At 69.6% G+C, this 20308-nt stretch carries 19 protein-coding genes, 1 tRNA gene and 1 pseudogene; 14 read left to right on the forward strand and 7 right to left on the reverse strand.

Features of this window, described 5'->3' with window-relative positions; genetic code table 11:
- The 3 genes from AC08OV_RS06105 to AC08OV_RS06115 form a co-directional block, all read left to right on the forward strand.
- Positions 1 to 416 (forward strand): DUF6414 family protein (locus AC08OV_RS06105; protein WP_476612907.1); only part of this gene is annotated, 416 nt, incomplete at its 5' end.
- Positions 417 to 433: 17 nt separating this feature from the next.
- A complete protein-coding gene (locus AC08OV_RS06110; RefSeq protein ID WP_476612906.1) occupies positions 434 to 1321 on the forward strand; it encodes a hypothetical protein in 888 nt (295 codons plus the stop codon).
- Between the two features lie 186 nt (positions 1322 to 1507).
- Complete coding sequence (locus AC08OV_RS06115; protein WP_476612905.1) at positions 1508 to 2056, forward strand: HD domain-containing protein; 549 nt, start codon at positions 1508 to 1510, stop codon at positions 2054 to 2056.
- Here the strand turns inward: AC08OV_RS06115 and AC08OV_RS06120 are convergent.
- Together AC08OV_RS06120 and AC08OV_RS06125 are read right to left on the reverse strand one after the other, a co-directional pair.
- Positions 2044 to 2514 carry an NUDIX hydrolase gene (locus tag AC08OV_RS06120; RefSeq protein ID WP_476612904.1) on the reverse strand — a complete coding sequence of 157 codons (471 nt, stop codon included), beginning with the start codon at positions 2512 to 2514 and terminating at the stop codon, positions 2044 to 2046. The genes AC08OV_RS06115 and AC08OV_RS06120 overlap by 13 nt on opposite strands.
- A gap of 6 nt (positions 2515 to 2520) precedes the next feature.
- Positions 2521 to 3309: a helix-turn-helix domain-containing protein gene (locus AC08OV_RS06125; RefSeq protein WP_476612903.1), complete on the reverse strand. Its 789-nt coding sequence runs from the start codon at positions 3307 to 3309 to the stop codon at positions 2521 to 2523.
- 291 nt (positions 3310 to 3600) lie between these two features.
- On the opposite strand from AC08OV_RS06125, the gene AC08OV_RS06130 reads away from it, so the two are divergent.
- Both AC08OV_RS06130 and AC08OV_RS06135 read left to right on the forward strand, forming a co-directional pair.
- Positions 3601 to 3876, forward strand: coding sequence for a hypothetical protein (locus tag AC08OV_RS06130; RefSeq protein WP_476612908.1), 276 nt, complete (start codon positions 3601 to 3603; stop codon positions 3874 to 3876).
- A complete protein-coding gene (locus tag AC08OV_RS06135) occupies positions 3867 to 4352 on the forward strand; it encodes a hypothetical protein (protein WP_476612902.1) in 486 nt (161 codons plus the stop codon). The genes AC08OV_RS06130 and AC08OV_RS06135 overlap by 10 nt, the downstream gene beginning before the upstream one ends.
- A 45-nt stretch (positions 4353 to 4397) precedes the next feature.
- Here the strand turns inward: AC08OV_RS06135 and AC08OV_RS06140 are convergent, their stop codons facing one another.
- Positions 4398 to 4868 (reverse strand): helix-turn-helix domain-containing protein, encoded by a 471-nt coding sequence (locus tag AC08OV_RS06140; protein ID WP_476612901.1) that lies wholly within the window; start codon positions 4866 to 4868, stop codon positions 4398 to 4400.
- Positions 4869 to 5052: 184 nt separating this feature from the next.
- Here AC08OV_RS06140 and AC08OV_RS06145 point away from each other — a divergent pair, with 184 nt between their 5' ends.
- The 6 genes and pseudogenes from AC08OV_RS06145 to AC08OV_RS06170 all read left to right on the forward strand — a co-directional run bounded on the left by AC08OV_RS06145 (position 5053) and on the right by AC08OV_RS06170 (position 10599).
- Positions 5053 to 5457, forward strand: a complete 405-nt coding sequence (locus AC08OV_RS06145) for a plasmid replication, integration and excision activator (protein ID WP_476612900.1) — start codon at positions 5053 to 5055, stop codon at positions 5455 to 5457.
- Complete coding sequence (locus tag AC08OV_RS06150; RefSeq protein ID WP_476612899.1) at positions 5454 to 5780, forward strand: hypothetical protein; 327 nt, start codon at positions 5454 to 5456, stop codon at positions 5778 to 5780. Before AC08OV_RS06145 ends, AC08OV_RS06150 begins: the two co-directional genes overlap by 4 nt.
- A gap of 116 nt (positions 5781 to 5896) precedes the next feature.
- Positions 5897 to 7280: pseudogene (locus AC08OV_RS06155) on the forward strand (FtsK/SpoIIIE domain-containing protein).
- Positions 7281 to 7338: 58 nt separating this feature from the next.
- Complete coding sequence (locus tag AC08OV_RS06160; protein ID WP_476612898.1) at positions 7339 to 8871, forward strand: replication initiator; 1533 nt, start codon at positions 7339 to 7341, stop codon at positions 8869 to 8871.
- Positions 8780 to 9079 (forward strand): hypothetical protein, encoded by a 300-nt coding sequence (locus AC08OV_RS06165; RefSeq protein WP_476612897.1) that lies wholly within the window; start codon positions 8780 to 8782, stop codon positions 9077 to 9079. Before AC08OV_RS06160 ends, AC08OV_RS06165 begins: the two co-directional genes overlap by 92 nt.
- A gap of 251 nt (positions 9080 to 9330) precedes the next feature.
- The gene (locus AC08OV_RS06170; protein WP_476612896.1) at positions 9331 to 10599 is read left to right on the forward strand and encodes a tyrosine-type recombinase/integrase; all 1269 of its coding nucleotides are present in this window, start codon (positions 9331 to 9333) and stop codon (positions 10597 to 10599) included.
- Between the two features lie 108 nt (positions 10600 to 10707).
- Here AC08OV_RS06170 and AC08OV_RS06175 read toward each other — a convergent pair.
- Positions 10708 to 10780 (reverse strand) — tRNA-Arg (locus tag AC08OV_RS06175).
- A gap of 352 nt (positions 10781 to 11132) precedes the next feature.
- Between AC08OV_RS06175 and AC08OV_RS06180 the strand changes: the two genes are divergently transcribed.
- Both AC08OV_RS06180 and AC08OV_RS06185 read left to right on the forward strand, forming a co-directional pair.
- Complete coding sequence (locus AC08OV_RS06180; RefSeq protein ID WP_476612895.1) at positions 11133 to 11810, forward strand: single-stranded DNA-binding protein; 678 nt, start codon at positions 11133 to 11135, stop codon at positions 11808 to 11810.
- 89 nt (positions 11811 to 11899) lie between these two features.
- Positions 11900 to 14299: a DUF7846 domain-containing protein gene (locus AC08OV_RS06185; protein ID WP_476612894.1), complete on the forward strand. Its 2400-nt coding sequence runs from the start codon at positions 11900 to 11902 to the stop codon at positions 14297 to 14299.
- On the opposite strand, the gene AC08OV_RS06190 is transcribed toward AC08OV_RS06185, so the two are convergent.
- Positions 14277 to 15716, reverse strand: a complete 1440-nt coding sequence (locus AC08OV_RS06190; RefSeq protein WP_476612893.1) for a DUF1254 domain-containing protein — start codon at positions 15714 to 15716, stop codon at positions 14277 to 14279. The genes AC08OV_RS06185 and AC08OV_RS06190 overlap by 23 nt on opposite strands.
- A gap of 213 nt (positions 15717 to 15929) precedes the next feature.
- On the opposite strand from AC08OV_RS06190, the gene ettA reads away from it, so the two are divergent.
- Complete coding sequence (gene ettA, locus AC08OV_RS06195; protein ID WP_476612892.1) at positions 15930 to 17612, forward strand: energy-dependent translational throttle protein EttA; 1683 nt, start codon at positions 15930 to 15932, stop codon at positions 17610 to 17612.
- An 84-nt stretch (positions 17613 to 17696) separates the two neighbouring features.
- On the opposite strand, the gene AC08OV_RS06200 is transcribed toward ettA, so the two are convergent.
- Positions 17697 to 18119 carry a globin gene (locus tag AC08OV_RS06200; protein WP_476595532.1) on the reverse strand — a complete coding sequence of 141 codons (423 nt, stop codon included), beginning with the start codon at positions 18117 to 18119 and terminating at the stop codon, positions 17697 to 17699.
- 32 nt (positions 18120 to 18151) lie between these two features.
- Positions 18152 to 20074: a glycoside hydrolase family 13 protein gene (locus AC08OV_RS06205; protein WP_476612891.1), complete on the reverse strand. Its 1923-nt coding sequence runs from the start codon at positions 20072 to 20074 to the stop codon at positions 18152 to 18154.
- Between the last annotated feature and the right edge of the window lie 234 nt (positions 20075 to 20308).

Genomic DNA, 20308 nt, shown 5'->3' on the forward strand with positions numbered 1-20308 from the left:
TAGTTCGGGAGCTGGCCGGATTTATGCAGTCGGTCGGCCAAGAGCCAGACAAAAAGATGACGGAAGCGATTGATGGGTTCTCTGCCCTTCGGAAGATGACCGACGACTCGGCGTCCAAGGTGGTTATTTCAGTTGGGGCGACTCCTCGCTACAAGTTCATCTCTGTTCTCGATAACGAGAACTTCATTCGAAGTCTTCCTTCGGAAGCTGAACTGACGATTGTCGGAAAAGTTCAACGTATACTTCGCAAGGGAGACCGTGAAAACTTGTTCGATCTACCTGGTATGGATGTGATCCCGCGGTCGCAACGTCGTGCAGCGGAGCGCAGTATGAGAAAAGACGCGCAAGGCGTCATGGCAGACGCATCTGTCGGGTATCCCGCGGCCCATCTCACGCTAATCGCAGCTTATCGGTAGCATATTAGGCGGAAGTGATGACTTTTCAAGCGACTGTAGTTCGAGTTCTCATTGCGTCACCTGGCGACACCGGGAATGCCCGAGAAATAATTCGAGAGACCACGGGTCAGTGGAATGGCTTGAATGCCGAGACTTCAAAAGTAGTCCTCCTGCCGACGATGTGGGAGCGGGATGCTACGCCGTCGATGGAGGCAACTGCTCAGCGAGTAATCAACAAGCAGCTTGTGGATCACGCTGACGTCCTTATTGGAACGTTTTGGAGTCGGCTCGGTACTCCGACCGAGGATGGGCTATCGGGGACAGCCGAAGAGATCGAACGTTTCATCGCGGCCAAAAAGCCGACCTTGGTATATTTCTCGGATATTCCGATCGTGCTTAATAGCGTTGATCTGGATCAGTACTCACGATTGCGAACCTTCAAGGATAATCTGAATAGTCGAGGTCTGTGTGATAGTTATGGATCGGAAGCTGAACTATCGCAGCGCGTCAGTGCCGCGCTTACGCGGGTGATGAGGGACAAATTCGCTGTCTCGATTGAGGATAGTGCGTCGCCACCGGTCCAGGTAGGTGCCATTCCTGTCGCCGAAGTCGACCGTCAGCGTGAGATTTCAAGCTATACTTCGTCTGGTCGGCCGAACTATCGCACCCTTGAGACATTGGTGATCCGAAATGAAGGAACTGCGACCGCCGAAAATCTGAAATTTAACTTCGACTACGACGGCCCGCGCGTCGGCTCTGAGCTTCCATTTGTGGAAGGGCAGGGGCAATCTATATCTTATCTCGGGCCTGGCGCAGTGCTGAGATTCTCTCTTTCTTCGAGTCTTGATGCCGTTACGCAATGGCAAGTGATTTTTGAGTGGGAAGAGGGTGGCGACAAGAAGAATAGTCGACAGACGGTTCGATAGATCTTTAGCGGACGGATCTACGTTTATTTATGCGGGGTGGCGACGCGCCGGCGAGCATGGCGCGCCAGCGCCACGCGCAGCCGTCGCGCGGCGTAGGTCCTGCGCCGCGCTTGATCATAATTGGGGCAATTCGGCAGTCTCGGGCACTCGCTGACGGCCTGGTGGTGCTCGCCGTACCGTGATCGGGTGGAGGTAGCGGTTGCTGAGCGGTTGGCGAGCGAGCTGCTGACCCCGTTGGGGGATCGGTGGCGGCATGTGCAGGCCGTGGCTGCGGCTGCCCGTGAGGTGTCCGCGGCCGTCGATCCGGAGGAGCGTGATCTGCTCGTCGCGGCGGCCTGGCTGCATGACATCGGGTACGCCCCGCCGATCGGGCACCTACGGTTCCACCCCGTGGACGGTGCGCGGTTCCTCGAAGCGCAGGAAGCGCCGAAGCGGCTGTGTGCCCTGGTCGCGCACCACTCGTGCGCTCGATATGAAGCCGAGGAACGGGGTCTGACGGCGGAGCTCTCCGCGTGGGAGCTGGAGGTGTCGCCGGTGATGGACGCGCTGTGCGCCGCGGACATGACGACGGGCCCGCAGGGCCAACGGTTCACCTTCGACGAACGGATCACGGAGATCCTGTCCCGCTACGGCGACGGATCGATCGTGCACCGGTCGGTGACCCGGGCGCGGGCGGACCTGCGAGCCACCGTGGAGCGGACAACCGCGCGGCTGGCGGCGGTTCAGCCGAGATAGGGCGTGGCCCGGTTCTCCAGGTAGTGATCGATGCGGAGTCGCATCGACGGGTGGATGTTCAGCGTGTCCAGGTCCTCGGGCGCCACGAACTTGACCTCCTTGGTTTCGCTGGAGGTACGTAGCTGGCCGCCGAGGTTGCGGGTGGTGAAGCAGAGCGAGAACTGCTGGCGGACCTCGCCGTCGTCGTAGGCCAGGACGTGCCGCGGGTTGGTGTAGACGCCGATGAGTCCGGTCACCTCGATGTCGATGCCGGTCTCTTCCTTGGTCTCGCGGACGGCGGCGTCGGTGATGGACTCGCCGAGATCCATGCCGCCGCCGGGCAGGGCCCACAGGTCGTTGTCGGTCTTGTGAACCATGAGGATCCGCCCGGCCTCGTCGGTGACGACGGCCGTCACGGACGGGACGACGCTGTTGGCCTTGGGGGCGTTCGGGTCGTTGAAGTAGTCGATCCGTGCCAAGAGGGTTCAGGCTCCTTCGGTGGTGGCCCAGATGCGCTCGAAGCTGGCGGCGTAGTGGTCGAAGAGTCCGCCGGGCTGGGCGCGTAGGTGCATGACGGGGGAGTGCGCGGCGGGGGCGCCGTAGACGTGGGTGTTCACCAGCATGTCGCCGTCGAAACGGTAGATGGAGTTGTAGAGCGTGGTGGCGTGGAGCCGCAGCTCGATGCCCGGGGCGTCGCGTAACGATGCCAGGTAGGTGAGGGTGATCCGGGTCCGGGCGGCGAGACCGTCACCGATGCCCTCCTCGTCGCCTCGTAGGGCGACGGCGGGGGAGTCCGGGTCACCCAGGGCGTAGCGGATGGCCACGCCTTCGGTGCCCTTGCGGCGGAGAACGGTCGTGAAGTCGGCGTGCCCGTCGGGGAGGAACAGGCCGGCGATGACGAGGACGTCGACCTGGTGACGCGCACCGGCGAACAGCGTCCGCCACAGCTCGGCGGGAACGGCGGCGCGGCTGGGGTAGACGCGCACGACATCGCTCGGCACGTCCGCGGCCGGCGACCCGGGTTCGGTCCGGGGCTCGGGGACGGCGCCCGGTCTTTCGGCAAGCCCGATGCGTCCGCGGGGGAGGCCGATGCCGTCGGCGATGCGCTCGAAGATCTCCAGGCTCGTGACCTGGCGGCGACCGTTCATGATGTCGCTGACGTGGGACTGCGGCAGGCCGCACACGGCGGCTATCTGCGTCTGGGTGGCGCCGGTCCACTGGCGATAGATCTTGAAGACGGTGCCGATGTCGCGGCGGGCGAGTGCGTCGGCCATCTCGGGTCGCTCCCAGAGCCCCGGCGGGGTCTGGGGTAACGGACGACGGACGGACACCATGGCGGCCTCCGGACGGTAGGTGCGCCGACCGTCTGTCCTCGATCGGGCGCGCAGAGCATATCCGGTCTCCGTATAGATCGGAAGTCTCGGTGTATACGGCCGGCGGCCTTCCGTGACCGGCTGTCCGGTTGGACGGTGGGCGGGCGTCGGTTCCGCTGCGCCACGGACACCTGTTGCGGGCCGGTTCCGGCGCTTTGTCGCACGCCACCGACCAGGGGAGGACGGATCGTGATGTTCGACAGGGGGAGCGGAGGTGACCCGGGTCCGCTGCTGTTCGGCGTCGTCCGCTTCGAGCCGGGCGGGGACCGCCGGGTACGGGACACGGTCATCACCTTCCCCGGGGCGACAGCGGCGGATCTGTTCGCGATCGAACAGGGCTGGCACGACTACCAGGTCACCCCGCTCCGCTTCTTCGTCCATGACGTGCGGCCGGCGGCCGTCGACTGGACGAGGTATAGGTCCGATGATCTGGCGGCGCGCTTCGCGGACCGTCGGCGGTGGCCGTGAGTGCGGCGGCCCGGTCGGGTCCGTTCCTTCCGCCGCTGCCCGCTGCCGGTGACGGCGCCGGTGGTGCGGGGGAGACGCTGTCGGCGGTCGTGATGATGCCGTGGGGGCCGGACGAGTGGGCGCTCGTCGTCCAGCCGGGGTCGGGGTCGGAGGATCTCCTGCGGGCGGTGTCCCGGCTGCCGGCCGGGCTGACGTTCTCCGAGTCGTTCGGTGACGTCGATGTGGTGCTCGTCTACCGGGTGCAGGCCGGTGACCGTGCGCCGGTCGGGACAGGCGGCCCGGGACCGTCGCGACGAGGCTGTGGGGGTGCGGCGCTGCGGGCGGCGCTCGACCGGGACCCGATCCGGCCGGACTCGCGGTGGATGACCTGCGGTGAGCGGGCCGCGTTCCGGGCCGGGCAGGTGGAGGCGCTCGAAGCGGTCCGCCGGGCCGTGCTCGACGCGATCGGGGTTCCGGCAGTCAGGGCGCCCGGCTGATCGACACGGCGGCGCCCCGGACTTCGACGGGCCGACTCCGGCGGGTTACTCCGCTGGGGCCGGCCCGTCGTTGTTGTGGCCTCGGCCGGCCCGGGGTGCCTCGGCGGGGGTGAGGCGTTCGGAGAGATCGGCGAGACGCTGTTCGATCCGCAGCAGGACGGCGAGGATCTGCCGGTCGGTGCGCGGTCCCGGCCCTCCTTGGCTCTCGCGGCCGTCGCCTGGCGCCGTCCCCGCGGCCTGCTCGTCATGCACGAGGACGCGGACCAGGTGGTCGTCCGGCCAGTCCAGGGCGCGGGCGACGGCGGCCAGTGTGGCGTCCTGGACCCGGCGGCCGTGGGCTCCGCGCTGGAGCTGGCGCAGCGTCGCGACGGACACGCCCGAGGCGGTGGCGAGTGCTTGCTGTCCCATCCGCTTCTGGTTCATCCTCGCGTTGAGGGCGTCGGCGACCGCCTGCCAGTCCTCACCCTCGACCTTGCCTCGCGCCGTGTACGGCGGAACCCCCCGTTCGCTTGTCACACGTCAAAGGTAACGTTGTCGTGGGAACGTATTCCAGACGGTCACCGGATAATTTCCATCCGCAGTCCGTATACATAGATACGAAAGCGCTTGGCGATCGGTTCGTGAGCGGTTCAGAGTAGGTGCTGCCCGACGGTGGCCGGAGTACCGGCGGCGGGGCTGACCCTACGGAGGTAGACGAACCATGGCGGTACCGCGACGCATTCCGGTGCGTTTCGAGGACGTGTTCCCGGCGGGGGCGTTCGTCCTCGGCGTGGAGGCGGCGAACGACTACGACAAGGTGAAGGCGAACGCTCCCGACTCGCAGGAGCGGGATCCGAACACCGGCGAGCGGGTCCGGGTGGTGCGCGTGCTGGACGCGGACCCGGCCGCGCGGCAGGCGGAGCTGAAGGTGAAGATCGCCGCCGAGGTGCAGCCGGTCCTGCCGGAGGCGATGCCGGGCACGCCGTTCCGGCCGGTGCAGTTCGAGGGGCTGACGATCACACCGTGGGTGGACACCAACGGGAAGTTCCCCAAGCAGGGGTACGCCCTGCGTGCGGTGAGTCTGCGGCAGGTCGGCCCGCTGCGGCGGACGGGGGCGGCGGCGTGAGCGGCGAGCCGAAGCAGTCGTACGCGACGCTCGGCCTGTCCGTCGGCGCGGACTGGTTGGTGACCTGCCACACCTACCCCGACCGCGCACCCATCCTGGTCGTGGACGCGGGGCGGGTGAGCCTGAGCGTGTCGGCGCTGGGGCGGGAACCGGATGCCCGGCACGCTGACTTCGCGTACAAGCTGCTCGCGGCGGTCAACGACTACCTGATCGCCTACGAGAAGTTCCAGTTCGAATCCCAGGAAGCCGCGGAATCCGCCGAAGCGGCGGCGGTGGCGGTGGCGGCTCCGGTTGACGACATGGCTGGGCCGCGCGCCGCGTAGTTTTCCCGCTGGTCGTCGGCGTCGCGAGGAAACGAATTCCCGTTTCTCGCCTCTCTCTCCTTTTCGTCAATCCCATCGGTCTGTGTTTCGTGCGCTCGAAAACAGGTGGTATTGCCATGTCCAGAATCAACGGTGACCAGCGTTTCCCGCGGGTTCCCTCGCGGGCCGACAAGGTGCGCGTGCCGGTGTGGATGCTGCTGGTGGCGGTGGCCGGCAAGGCGATGTGGCTGGCGCTGCGGGGCTGCTGGCGTCACCGCGTCGCCGTGGCGTTCGTGGTCGGCCTGCTTCTGGTGGTGCATCGGGTCGGGCTCGTCGGCCTGGCCGTGCTCGTCGCGGCCTTGGTCCTGGTGGCGGTCGTGTGGTGGCGGGTGCATCCGCGGTCGTTCGGGCCGGTGGCCTGGTGGGTGTGGGGGCGGGCGCGGCTGACGTTCGTCTACCGGTGGCGCTGGAAGCCGGCGATGGTGCACACCGACCTGGCGATCCGCGTGCCGACGTCGACCGGTGATCAGGTGACGTTCGACGAGTACTTCCCGCGGATTCGGAAGATCCGTTCGTCGCGGTCGGTGGACGTGCTGCGGGTGGAGCTGCTGCCGGGGCAGACCCCGGCGGACTGGGCGGAGCAGGCCGAAGCCTTGCGGCACGTGTTCCGGGCTCGGCGCTGCCAGGTGCGGGCGGAGACGTTTCGGTTCGTCCGGGTCTCCTTCTACCATCGGGATCCGCTGACCCGGCCGGTCGCTCCGCCGGACCTGGACGACACCACCGATCCGGACGACTCCGCCGACGATGCCGGCTCTGACCCTGCCGGAACTGTTCCCTCCGCTCTCGTCCGCCGTGGCGGGCGTGCGTCGCGGCTGCTCGCCGGGCTGTCGGCGGTGCCCGTCGGACGGTGCGAGGACGGCCGGGGCGGGTAAGGGCTCGGTGCTGTGGTCGCTCGTCCGCGGTCTGGGTCCGGCGGTGCGGGCGGGGCTGGTGGAGCTGTGGGTGTGCGACCCGAAGGGCGGGATGGAACTCGCCTTCGAGGAGCCGCTGTTCGCCCGGTTCGCGGCCGACACCGACGCGATCGCGGATCTCCTCGACGACGCGGTGAGCGTCATGCGGGACCGGACCGCCCGGCTCGCGGGAACCACCCGGCTGCACGTCCCGACGGTCGCTGAGCCGCTGATCGTCGTGGTGGTCGATGAGATCGCTTCCCTGACGGCGTATGTGACCGACCGGGACGTGAAGAAGCGGATCGGGGCGGCGTTGCCGCTGCTGCTCTCCCAGAGTCGGGCACCCGGTGTCGTGGTGGTGGCGGCGGTGCAGGACCCGCGGAAGGAGGTCCTGCCGTTCCGGGACCTGTTCCCGGTCCGGGCCGCCTACGTCGACGACGGGGAGATCGCGCGGACCGTCGACCGGTACCGGCCGGTTCGGGGCGGCTGGGTGCCCGACATCCCCGCCGACCTCGTCGACCGGGACGGCGGGGAGTGGCCGGACGGTGAGCCTCTCGATCCGGCCGCGTGAGACCCACCGATCCGCCCGGCAGACACCAGATTCCCGACGGCACGGAGGACCCTCCCGCGTGACCACCCCTGCCACCGGCACCGATTCGGCCGCCCACTGTGAGCCCACCGGCCGTGACGATCGTGACGATCGTCCGGGCTCCCGGGCGGCGCGGATGCGGATGCCGCTCGCTCGTGAGGTCGTCGAAGCCGTCGCCGTGGAGAACGGCGTGTGCGTCCGACCCCTGGCCATGCGCCGGACGAACCTGGACACCGGCGAGACCTCGATCGTTCCCGTGCCGTGCGGGGCGACCCTGGCGAGCAAGTGCCCGCCGTGTGCCGAGAAGGCGCGGCGGCTGCGGATGGCGCAGTGCAAGGCCGGCTGGCATCTCGACGACGAACCGGTTCCCGACCCGGACCCGCCGTCGGACGACGCGAAGATCCTCGCCGGGTTCCGGGCTGATCTCGAAGTCGTCCGGCGGGAGGCCGAAGGGGACAGCGACCCGGCGGGGGTCGCGGAGATCGACGATCTGATCGGCCAGGTGGACGCTGAACTCAACGCGCTCGGTGTGCGGGGGAAGGCTGCCCCGAAGGATCGGGATCGTCCTCGTCGTGCTCGGTCGACCCGCCGGCGGCAGGACGCGCCCGACCTGCCTCGATTTCCCGTGGAGAAGCGCACGGTCGGGCGGGTCTTCGAGGCGGCGGATGGGACGGTGTGGCGGCCGTCGATGTTCCTGACGCTGACCTGCGACACCGAAGGCCGGGTGAACTCCGACGGGGCTCCGGTGGACCCGGCGTCGTACGACTACCGGCGGGCGGCGCGGGACGCGATCCACTTCCCGAAGCTGATCGACCGGTTCTGGCAGAACCTCCGCCGGGCCGTCGGCTGGGATGTCCAGTACTTCGCCGCGCTCGAACCGCAACGGCGGCTCGCGCCGCACCTGCATGCGGCGATCCGGGGCACGATCCCGCGGCTGCTGCTCCGCCAGGTGGCGGCGGCGACCTATCACCAGGTCTGGTGGCCTCCGGTCGACCGGCCGGTCTACGGGGACGGTCACCTTCCCCTCTGGGATGACGAGGCGGCCGGCTACCTCGATCCGGACACGGCCCGTCCGCTGCCCACCTGGGATGAGGCGCTGGACGCGATCGGGGACGAGGACGAACCGTCCCACGTCGTCCGCTTCGGCCCGCAACTGCGCGCGGACGGCGTGACCGCGAACTCGGCGAACAGCGGCCGGATGATCGGCTACCTGTGCAAGTACCTGACGAAGAGTCTCGACGCCTGTCACGCGGCCACGTCCGACGCGCAACGGCGCCATGTCGACCGGCTGGCGGCGGCGCTGCGCTACGAACCGTGCTCGCCCACCTGCGCGAACTGGCTCCGCTTCGGTGTTCAGCCGAAGAATCCGAAGCCGGGTCTCGCTCCTGGGCGGTGCCGGGGCAAGGCGGCCCCGGTGGGTGCTGGAACACCCGACCGGGGCCTGAGACCTCACCCCTGGCTACAACAGGAGCGAAGCCCTGATGAACATCTTCTCTTCCGGCAACTTCGGCGCGTGGCGCACCCCCGGCGGAGACTCGCCGCTCGTCGCGACCCGCACGACCGGCACCGGTGACCACGAGCTGACGATCCGGCCCGGCGCGGACGTCGGCGACCTGGTGGCGATCCTCGCGACCCTGCCCGCGGACGCCTTCTTCACCGAGCACTACGGCGACGTGAACGCGGTTCTCGTGTTCCGTCAGGTGCCCGGACTTCCGGCAATGGTCCCCGCGCACGGAAAGCCTGAGACGGACCCGGCGGCGGCGAACATCACCCGTCCGTAACGGCACTCCTGCCTGCCCTACCCCCCATTTTTTCTTCCGTTCTCTGGTGGCGTTTCAAGCTGTCGGGGTGTCGGACGTGTCCAGGGTCGACCGAAGGTCGATCGCGTAGCGACGCCGTAGGCGCCCTGGACGCGGCCGGCGCCCCGACAGACCATTCCCACGCCAGAGAACGGAACCCCAACCGGCACCGGGCGACGCCACCTGCGGCCCGGTTGAACCTGTCCCGTTCTTCCGGCAAGGAGAACCCACCCATGCCCAGCAACACCCCCGGCCCGTCGAACGGCCGGCGCAAGGAGCGCAGGAAGCGCGCCAACGGCCAGGGCTCCATCTACCAACGCGGCGATGGCCTGTGGGTCGGCGCGGCCTACGTCCTGATGCCCGACGGGACGACCAAGCGGCGTCCGGTCTACGGCAAGTCGGAAGAGATCGTCCGCGGCAAGTTGACGGAGCTTCAGTCCAACTCTGATCAGGGCATTCCGGCGGACGCCACCGGATGGACCGTCGAACGGTTCCTGACGGTCTGGCTCGAGAAGACGGTGAAGCCGAACCGCCAGCCGAACACCTATGTCACCTATGAGAAGGCGGTCCGGCTCTACCTCATCCCGGGCCTCGGGAAAAAGCGGCTGAACAGACTGAATGGCGCGGACGTCCGGCAGTTCATCCGGCGGACGGAAACCACCTGCCGGTGCTGCGAGATGAGCCGGGACAAGGCGCGGCCGGAAGGCGAACGGCGCTGCTGCGCGGTCGGCCGGTGCTGCAACCGGCGTCCGTCGAAGCGTCAGGTCCAGGTCGTTCACGCCGTGCTCCGCAACGCTCTCCAGGCGGCCGTGCGCGAGGAACTGATCCGGCGGAACGTCGCGAAGCTCGTGCAGGTCTCCACGCCGCGCTACAACGTCGACCGGGGCCTGACCGTGGAGCAGGCGCACCGGCTCCTCGACGAGGCGGCCGGCGATCGGTTGTACGCGCTGCTCGTCCTGGCCCTCTTCCTCGGTATGCGCCGCGGGGAGCTGCTCGGGCTCCAGTGGTCGGACATCGACGCCGACCGGGAGACGCTGACGATCCGTCACACGCTCCAGCGGGTCGGCGGGGAACTGCGGCTGCTCCCGCCGAAGACGGAGGACTCGGAGCGCACGCTGCCGCTGCTGGGCCTGGTGGCTGACGCGCTCACCGAGCATCGCAAGCTCCAGCAGGCGGAACGGGAAGCGGCCGGCGACCGGTGGGTGACGACCGACCACGTCTTCACCACGAAGATCGGAACGGCGATCGAACCGGACAACCTGCGCCGCTTCTGGATGCCGCTGCGGCAGGCGGCCGGGCTCGACGCCGTGGTGTTCCACGGACTGCGGCACACGTGCGTGACGCTTCTGCTGGATCTTGGCGTGCCGCCGCACATCGTCCGTGACATCGCGGGCCACTCGGCGATCGAAGTCACGATGACGATCTACGCGCACGCCTCGATGGGGGAGAAGCGGCGGGCCCTGGGCCGGCTCGACGGCCACCTGACCGGGCCCCGACCCTGACTCGTTGCTACACCGGTTGCTGCACGTGGGGGGTGCCGGGGGGCTCGGCCTCCCGGCAGACCTGACGAGGGGATCGAAAAGGCGCAGCATGCGAGCCTGATCCCCGAGTGCGCCCGGCAGGGATCGAACCTGCGACCTGGTGCTTAGAAGGCACTCGCTCTATCCACTGAGCTACGGGCGCGCTTGCAGGGGATGGGCCCACCGGGGAGCTACAACAGGGTAGCAAGGTTCGACCAGGCATCGAACACGCGGGGACGCGCCGTCTCCTGGGAAGGTCGAGCTCCGGGGAAGGTCGAGGTACGACGCTGAGGCGTCCGCGGCAGGTGGGCAGACGGGAGGCGTCGCGGACCGGCGTGGGGTCCGGACGTCAGCGTGCCGGTGCGCGCACGTCCGGGGATGCGGGGCCTGTGGGTGAACCCTCGTTATCCACAGACGACCAACCGAGGGTTTCCGAAGCCGCCGTGACGGCTCACTGTGGGAGAGGCCGTTCGCGGCCAGCCCGGCGGATCCGTCCCTGACCCGAGGAGCACGCCATGCTCGAGACGACCATCACGCTTGTCGGCAACCTGGTCGACGATCCGGATCATCGGATGACGGCCAACGGTGCGTCGATATGCACCTTCCGCCTCGCGTCGACGCCCCGCCGGTTCGATCGTTCCGAGAGCCGCTGGGTCGACGGAACCACGCTGTTCCTGCGGGTCTCCTGCTGGCGCCAGCTCGCGGACAACGTCGCTGCCAGCCTCGTCCGGGGTGATCGTGCGCTCGTCTACGGCCGGCTGCGGCAGCGGTCGTTCGAGACGGGCGAAGGGGAACGGCGGGTTACCTACGAGATCGACGCGGATGCGGTCGGAACCGAGCTCACCTGGCATGCGGCTCGCTCGGAGCGACTTGCCCGTCGCCCGGGCTCCGCCCCCGCGGGGGCGGCGGCCGCGACGGGTGTTCCCAGTGATCCGTCCGTTCTGGTGGGATCCGCTCTGGTGGGATCCGAGCACGGCGCTCTGGCCGGCTTCCCGGTCGCTGGTGCGGATGCGGATGCGGCCGGAGCGGCATCTGCCGCGACGGCCATGGCGTCGATGGTCGCGGGACCGCCGGAGGGTGCCGGGCGGCTCCAGGGCGCGGGTGTGGCGCCCGGCGAACCGCGCCCGTCCGCGGTGACGGTCGACGATTCTCCCTGGCAGTCGTTTCCCTCCTCCTCCCATGACCTCTCCTGATCGTCCAGCCGCCGATGGCGGGGACCTGGAGGGCGAGTCGGACCGACCTGCGTCCGGCGCGGCCAAGGGCGCTGGGTACCGTGCCGTGGATGAGCAGCCGGCACGAGATGGGGCAGACGGGGCCTGTCTTCGCCGAACCCGGGACAGAGCCGCAGGCGCCCTTCGACGTCATCGATGCGCAGGTTGTCGTGAGTCCCGGCTTGGAGAGCGGCCTTGCGCACGCGACACCCGGATCGGTGGTCGTCGCCGCGCCCAGGGGTGATGCCGAGCCCCGGAACGACACGCCGCGGTCCCGGCCGGACGGCGAACAACCGCCGGCCGGGCCGCCGGCTTCCGACGACGCTCACGGTCGGCGGGCTCCCGTCCAGCGGCTGCGCGTTCGTCTCGCGAGCATCTCGGGGCCCGCCCGGTACGTGATGGTGCTCGCCGTCCTGAGCGCGGCGGTCGCCGTCGTCCTCCGGCACACCGTGTTCCCGTTCCTGTCGGTCAACAACGACGAGGGCATCTACCTCCTGCATGCCAGGACCCTCGCCGAGGGCCGCCTGTTCCCGCCCGCCCCGGACCCGGCGCGGTCCTACCTGCCATGGCTGGGAACCGTTGTCGGCGATCACTACGTGTTGAAGTACACGCCCTTCGTACCCGCGATCTTCGCGATCGGCATCGTGCTGACGGGAAGCATCGATCCGGCGCTTGCGATGATCGTCATGGCGGCGGTCGTCGTCACCTACCTACTGGGCGCCGAGCTGTCCGGCAGCCGGCGGACCGCGGCGTTGGCGGCGACCCTGCTCGCCTTCTCCCCGCTGGTGATCCTCCAGAGCGCGATGGTGCTGAGCTACCTGCCGACCCTGGTGCTGCTGCAGGTGACCGTCCTGGGAGTGCTGCGGGGACGGCGCCGCCAACGGGCGGCACCGGTGGTCGTCGCGGGCCTCGCCCTCGGCGTGGCGGCGGCGGTGCGGCCGTACGACGTCGTCCTGCTCCTGGCTCCGCTCGCGATCTGGCTGGTCCTGACCTCCACGGGCGGGCGCTGGTGGCTGTGCCGGTGGCTGCTTTGCGGGCTCGCCGCGCCCATGGTGCTCGTCCTGCTCAGCAACGCCGCCGCCACCGGTGACCCGTTGCGGCTGCCGTTCGCGCTCCTCGAACCCGACGACACGATCGGCTTCGGGTTGCGCAAGCTGTATCCCGGCGACGGCAGGCACGACTTCGGCCTGGTCGAAGGGCTGCAGTCGGTTGGCGACCACCTGTGGTTGTTCGGCGGCTGGGCCTGCGGGGGAGTAGTGCTGGCCGGCTGCGCGATCGTCGTGGCGGCTCGGCGGCAGCTGTCCGCACCCGCCGCGGTCCTGGGTGCGGGTGGGCTGCTCTTCCTGGGCGGATACGTCGGCTTCTGGGGCGCGTGGAACGCGGCCGAGTTGTGGGGCGGCATCCGCTACGTCGGCCCCTTCTACCTGGTCCCGGTGCTCATCCCGCTCGTCCACCTCGGCGCGGAGGGCCTGGTCAGGGCCGGCGAAGCCGTCTTCGCCCGCGGACACCGCTTCGGGCTCACCGCCGTCGCGGGGACCGGCGCCGGCATCCTGGCGCTCACGGCCGTCGTCCTGGTCGGGGCGGTGCGCGCCAACCTCACGCTTACCGGGCACGACCGTGACCTCAGCGCGATGCTGGATCGGCTGCCGGGCGACCCGCTCGTGTTCGTCGCGGTGAACCCGCCGTTTCTCGGGCATCCCACTCCGGTGACCGCGAACGGGCCGAAGCTCGACGGTCCCGTCCTGTTCGCCGTGTCGCGGGGGGTCGACGATCTCATCGTGGCCGCTGACCACGCGGACCGCCCGGCCTACCTGCTCCGCTTGGCATCGGCATACGGCCGCTCACCCGCCTCGCCCTCCACCGCGCGGGTCGAACGGCTGGCGGTCAGGAGCGGCAGGCGGGTGGCGGTGACCCTGCGAGTGGATGCCGCGCCCGCGGGCGCCCGTTCCGCCCGCGTCGTGCTCACCGAGGGTGCCCGCCGCCTGTCGATTCCGGTCCATCCGCGGATCCCCACCTCGATGATCCTCACCGTCGACGCGGACGGCCTCGATATCACCGACGTCACCAATATCACCAGTATCACCAACATCGCCGGCGGCACGGACAGCCCCGGCGGCACCACGATGGACCGCAACGACTCCGGCCGGTCCCCGGTGCATTCCGGATCCCTCGGCCGTCCGTCGGCGAGCACCGTGCGGGACGGCCGGGGCACCTCCATCACCGTGGCCTACTACGCGACGAGCCCTTCCGGACGGGATCATTTCCTTGATCAGCAGGTGCTGCCCGTGCGGCTGGCCGCACGGGACGGTTCCCGGTCGGACGGTTCCCGGTCGGACGGTTCCCGGTCGGACGGTTCCCGGCCGGCTGCCGGCCCGCCGGTCACCGTGCTCGGATCCCTGGGGGAGGTCGATGAGGTCGGCGAGGGACGTCGGCCGCCGCTGCGCATCATCATCGATGATCGTCGAGGCTGATCTGCCCGCCCGGGTAACCTGCCTGCCCCGGCGCCCCGATGCCCCGGTGAGCGGTCGGCCTGATGATCGGCCGGCCCGGTGATCGGTCGATGCGGCGGATGGGAGGAAGCACGTACGTTCCGTCGAGGACGTCGGCCCCCGGCTCGTAGATCCGTAGGACGGGCCGGAAATCGCCGGCCGCCGCGGGCAGCCAGTTGTCAAGCGGCCTGCCGTCCTCCGGGGGATCGCTCTGGAGCAGGATGCGCACCGAGCCGTCCGGACCGCGGCGCAGATCGCGGTCGCCGCTCCGCAGGGAATACCGGTGCAGGGGATTCTCGACGAGGTAGTACTCGGGCGCGTCGTACATCGTCAGCGACCAGAACGCGGCCTGCGGCGGCGGCACCAGCTCCAGCAGGTACCGGTGGGCCCCGCTCAGCTGACGGCCGTCCGTGTCGATGGCACGGCTCGCCTGGATCTCCTCGTAGCCGTGCGTCGCGCCCCGCGGCAGCCGGGCGGCCATCGCCCGGGCGAGACGGGCCTGTGCCCGATCGCTTATCCGCCAGGCCGGATCGTCGATCGTGCCCGGTCCGAGTCGGTCCAGGTTGAAGTCGAGGGCATGCGGGGTGCTCACCCAGCCGTTCGTCAGCGCCCGGCCGGCGTGCGCCACCCGTTCGAGCTCGTCGCGGCCGGCGCGCAGCCCGGTGCGCAGGGACCAGGCGAGGCCCGGGTTGGGGTCGATGTACGGCGAAGGATCGTTGAGGATCCCGAGCGAGGTGAAGTGGCGGGCGTACTCGGCCTCGGCCCGCGACGGAGGATAGGCGCGCAGCCAGATGCGCAGCTCCTCCCAGAACCGGAGGTCGTCACAGACCCTCTTCGAGTGCTCCGGCGGTCCCTCCGCCCGGCGGGCCTCGGGATCCAGCGGGCTCAGGTCCAGTTCCTCCTGCAGCCGGGACACCGCCGCGATGTCCGCCGGGCCGTCGAAGCCAAACCGGTTGATCAGCGTCAGCAGCCGGGTCGGCGCCTCGATGCGGGCCAGCGACGCGGGCGCGCTGCCCGTCCAGCCCGGCGGGACGAGCAGATAGCGCCCACCCCGTCCGCCGGTGGTTCGCCGTCCCACGTAGGCGAAGTTGTTCCGCCAGGCGTCCATGAAGATCATCACGCTGTAACGATCCGGCGTGTCGGGGATCCGCAGGACCAGTGGACCCGGCGTGAGGTCGACCTCGGCCACCGAGCACAGGGCGTCGTTGTCGACGCTGACGAAGCAGGACAGTGGCGCGGGCGGTTCCGTCTCGTGAGCGAAGGCGTTGTACCCGGCGGGCCGGATCGGCCCGATTCCCTCAGCTGCCGTCCGTACGCTCAGCCGGACATTGCTGACCAGGGGATATCCGAAGATGAACGCCTCGGCCGCCAGCCCGAGCCGATGGTCACTCGCGAGCATGCCGTCCTCCCCGCGCTCGTCATCTCCGTTTCAGTGGTCGTCCCCATGCAGCGGTCGCCCCCACAGTCCGTGCCCTTCTTTGTGGTGTGGTACCCACCGGATGCCGTCCGGGGACCGGGCGGACCCGATGATCCGCCCGGTCCCCGGCGTCGGCCGACGGGCCACCGATCACCGCTGTGAGGAACGCGGGCGCGATGCCCTAGGGTTGATGGCATGGCGCAGTACGTCTTCCAGATGCGCAAAGCGCGCAAGGCCCATGGCGACAAGGTCATCCTCGATGACGTGACCCTGTCGTTCCTCCCCGGAGCCAAGATCGGGGTAGTCGGCCCGAACGGCGCGGGGAAGTCGTCCCTGCTCAAGATCATGGCCGGCCTCGATCAGCCGAGTAACGGCGAGGCGACCCTGAGCCCCGGCTACACGGTCGGCATGCTCGCCCAGGAACCCTCGCTGGACGAGACCAAGGACGTCCGCGGCAACGTCGAGGACGGCGTGCGCGAGATCCGCCGGGTGCTCGCCCGCTACGAGGAGATCAACGAGAAGATGTCCGCGCCCGACGCGGACTTCGACTCCCTCCTCGCCGAGCAGGCCGAGCTCATCGACAAGATCGAGGCCGCGAACGCCTGGGAGCTCGACAGCCAGCTCGACCAGGCCATGGACGCGCTGCGGCTGCCGCCCGGCGATGCCGACGTCACCCTGCTCTCCGGCGGTGAGCGCCGCCGGGTCGCGCTGTGCAAGCTCCTGCTCGAGGCTCCCGACCTACTCCTGCTCGACGAGCCGACCAACCACCTCGACGCCGAGAGCGTCGCCTGGCTGGAGCAGCACCTCGCCCGCTATGCGGGCGCCGTGCTGGCCGTCACCCACGACCGGTACTTCCTGGACAACGTCGCCGGCTGGATCCTCGAGCTCGACCGGGGCCGTGCCCTGCCCTACGAGGGCAACTACACCACCTACCTGGAGAACAAGGAGGCCCGGCTGAAGGTCGAAGGCCAGAAGGACGCCAAGCGGCGCCGGGTGCTCGCCCAGGAACTCGAGTGGGTCCGGTCCAACCCGAAGGCCCGCCAGACCAAGAGCAAATCGCGCCTCGCCCGCTACGAGGAGCTGGCCGCCGAGGCGGACCGGGCGCGCCCGCGCGACTTCGAGGACATCCAGATCCCGCCCGGCCCCCGGCTCGGCAACCAGGTCATCGAGGCCAAGGGGCTCACCAAGGGCTTCGATGACCGGCTCCTCATCGACAACCTGTCGTTCACCCTGCCGCGCGGCGGCATCATCGGCGTGATCGGCCCCAACGGCATCGGTAAGACGACCTTGTTCAAGATGTTGACCGGGCAGGAGGCGCCGGACGCCGGGGAGCTCGTCATCGGCGACACCGTCGACATCGCCTATGTCGACCAGACCCGCTCGGGCCTGGACCCGAAGAAGAACGTCTGGCAGGTCGTCTCCGACGGCCTCGACCACATCGTCGTCGGCAAGGTCGACTTCCCGAGCCGGGCGTACGTGTCGTCGTTCGGGTTCAAGGGGCCCGACCAGCAGAAGCCCGTCGGTGTGCTGTCCGGCGGGGAGCGTAACCGGCTGAACCTCGCGCTCACCCTCAAGCGTGGCGGCAACGTCCTGCTTCTCGACGAGCCCACCAACGACCTCGACGTGGAGACGCTGCGCTCCCTGGAGGACGCGCTGCTGGAGTTCGCCGGCTGCGCCGTGGTCATCTCCCACGACCGCTGGTTCCTCGACCGGGTCGCCACCCACATCCTGGCCTGGGAGGGAACCGACGAGGCCCCGGCGCGCTGGTTCTGGTTCGAGGGGAACTTCGCCGACTACGAGACCAACAAGATCGATCGTCTCGGGCAGGAGGCGGCCCGCCCGCACCGCGTCACCTACCGCAAGCTCACCCGGGACTGAGAGCGCACCCGGGCCGGCCGCCCGGCCGGTGCCCGCGGGCACCGACCGACCGGCTGCCCGGCTGTGCCCGCGGGCACCGAGCGGTCAGTCGGGGCGGTTCTGCAGCGAGTTCGCCGCCATCGACAGGTAGCCCCAGAGCTGCCTGTCGAGATCGGGCGGCAGGTCCAGGGAGTCGACCGCGGCCCGCATGATCTTCAGCCAGGCGTCCCGCTGCGCCGGGCCGATCGCGAACGGGCCGTGCCGCCTCCGCAGCCGAGGATGCCCGCGCTGCTCCTGGTAGTCGGTCGGGCCACCCCAGTACTGGATGAGGAACATGCGCAGGCGCTCCTCGGCGCCGGTCAGATCCTCTTCCGGGTAGAGCGGGCGCAGTACCGGATCATTTGCCACACCCTGGTAGAACCGCGCGACCAGCTTCCGGAACGTCGGTTCGCCGCCGGCGGCGTCGTAGAAGGAGCTGACCGGGAGAGTGCGCGGAGGAGACTGGCTCACTCGTCCATTCTGCGGCACGCGGTGCGGCCCGATCTGGGCGACGGGTGTTCTCAGCCGTCGCGGGGCGCGATCCACGCCGTCGTGTCGGGGGGCAGCGTCAGGGTCGCGCCGTCGTACCCCACCGGTCCGCTGGCGAGCACCAGCCGTCCGGGCAGCGGAACCGCCACCTCCCCCTCGGTCGTCATCACGCAGGTCATATTGGCCGGCCCCACCGAGGTGGACGGGGCTGGGGGCACCGACGAGCCTGCTGGCGCGGGGCGGTCGAAGGCCAGGCATCCGGCCGGGGCGTCGTCCCGCCAGCGCAGGTCGTCGCCACGCAGGTGGGGGAGGGCACGGCGCAGGGCGAGCGCGCTGCGCACGAGCAGCCAGGTCGACATCGGGTCGGCCGCCTGCGCGAGGACCGCGAGGTCCGCCCAGTCGGCGGGTTGCGGCAACCACGGGTCGGCGCCGGCCGAGGTGAATCCGTAAGGGGGCGTGTCCCCCGACCACGGCAGGGGGATCCGGGCGCCGTCCCGGCCCGGCGACGTGCCCCCGGACCGCGTCCAGATCGGGTCGCGACGGGCGGCCGGCGGCACCTCGGCCTGCGGCAGCGCCAGCTCGTCGCCCTGGTACAGCACCGCGGTGCCGGGCAGTGCGAGCAGCGTGAGCAGGGCGGCGCGCGCGCGGCGGGTCCCCGTGGGACCGCCGCCGTAACGGGTCGCCGGACGCACCACGTCGTGGTTGGCGAGCACCCAGGTGCCCGGCGCGCCGACCGCCGTCAGCGCGGCGCGTTCGGCATCGATGGCGGCCCGCCAGGCCGCCGCCGACCAGGGGATGCTCAGCAGGGAGAACGAGAACGTCAGGTGCAGCTCGTCCGGTCGCACGTAGCGGGCGAGCCGGGCCGGGTCGCGCACCCAGGTCTCCCCGATCAGGACCCTGGGACGCCCGTCGCGGGCGGTGTACTCGTCGATGATCGCGCGCCACTCGCGGTAGATCTCGTGCACCCCGTCCTGGTCCCAGACCCGGGGCTCGTGCTCCTCGCGGAACCCGCTGTCCGGAGCCAACCGGGCGCCGGGCGGGTTGTCCCGTAGCTCGGTGTCCTTCACCAGCCCGTGGGTCACGTCGATCCGGAACCCGTCGACCCCCCGATCGAGCCAGAACCGCAGCGTCGCGGCATGGTCCGCGCGGACGGCGGGATGATCCCAGTTCCAGTCGGGCTGCTCGGCGTCGAACAGGTGCAGGTACCACTGGCCGTCCGCCACCCGCGTCCAGGCCGATCCACTGAACACCGATTCCCAGTTGTTCGGAGGCTGCTCGCCGCTGGGGCCTCGGCCGTCGCGGAAGATGTAGAGCTCCCGCTCGGGACTGCCCGGCGCGGACGCGAGCGCCGCCTGGAACGCCGGGTGCGCCGAGCTCGAGTGGTTCGGCACGAGATCGATCAGCACGGCGAGTCCGGCCTCGGCGGCGTCGGCGAGCACGGCGTCGAGGTCCGCGAGGTCACCGAAGAGCGGATCCACGCCGCGATGGTCGGCGACGTCGTACCCGTGGTCGGCCATGGGGGATGAGTAGAAGGGTGTGATCCAGATCGCGTCGACGCCGAGTTCGGCCAGCACGGGCAGGTGCCGCCGCAGCCCCTCCAGATCGCCGACCCCGTCGCCATCGGAATCGGCGAAACTGCGAAGGTACACCTCGTACAGCACGGCCCGGCGCCACCACGTCCCATCCCGGCCGGGCGACCGTACCCGGCCGTCGGCGCCATTCGGGCGATCCAGCTCCCCGGCGTCGCCGGCTCCTGTGCTGTTGTCCTTGTTATCCCCAGCGCCCTCGGCGTTCTCGTTCCCCTCGGCGTTCTCGCTGCCCGCGTGGTCCTTGCCCGCGTCGCTCCGGTTGCCGTGCTGGCCACTAGATCGAGGACAGGAATAAGATATTTTATCTCCCTTAGTAGATGAGGGTGTCTTTGTGGGACGGCCCTCAACAGAATAATGTGTCCTCATCTGGCTCCTTCTGGCGTTCCTGGTCTTTTTGGTGCAGGTGCCCCCCGTTGTGCGCCTACCCAGGGACCGCTCCGCCGCGTCGGGACGGCGCGGCGGAGCGCGTGTTCCTCGGTCGGGTGATGCCTATCCAGCATCAAACCCGGTCGGTGGGGGCGAAGGGAGGGCGATGGGGTACTGGTTGCGGCTCGGGTCGACGTTCCCCCGATGCGTGATATCCGATATCCGAACTAGACT

This window comes from Frankia sp. CeTa3Moorea (genome assembly GCF_978021225.1).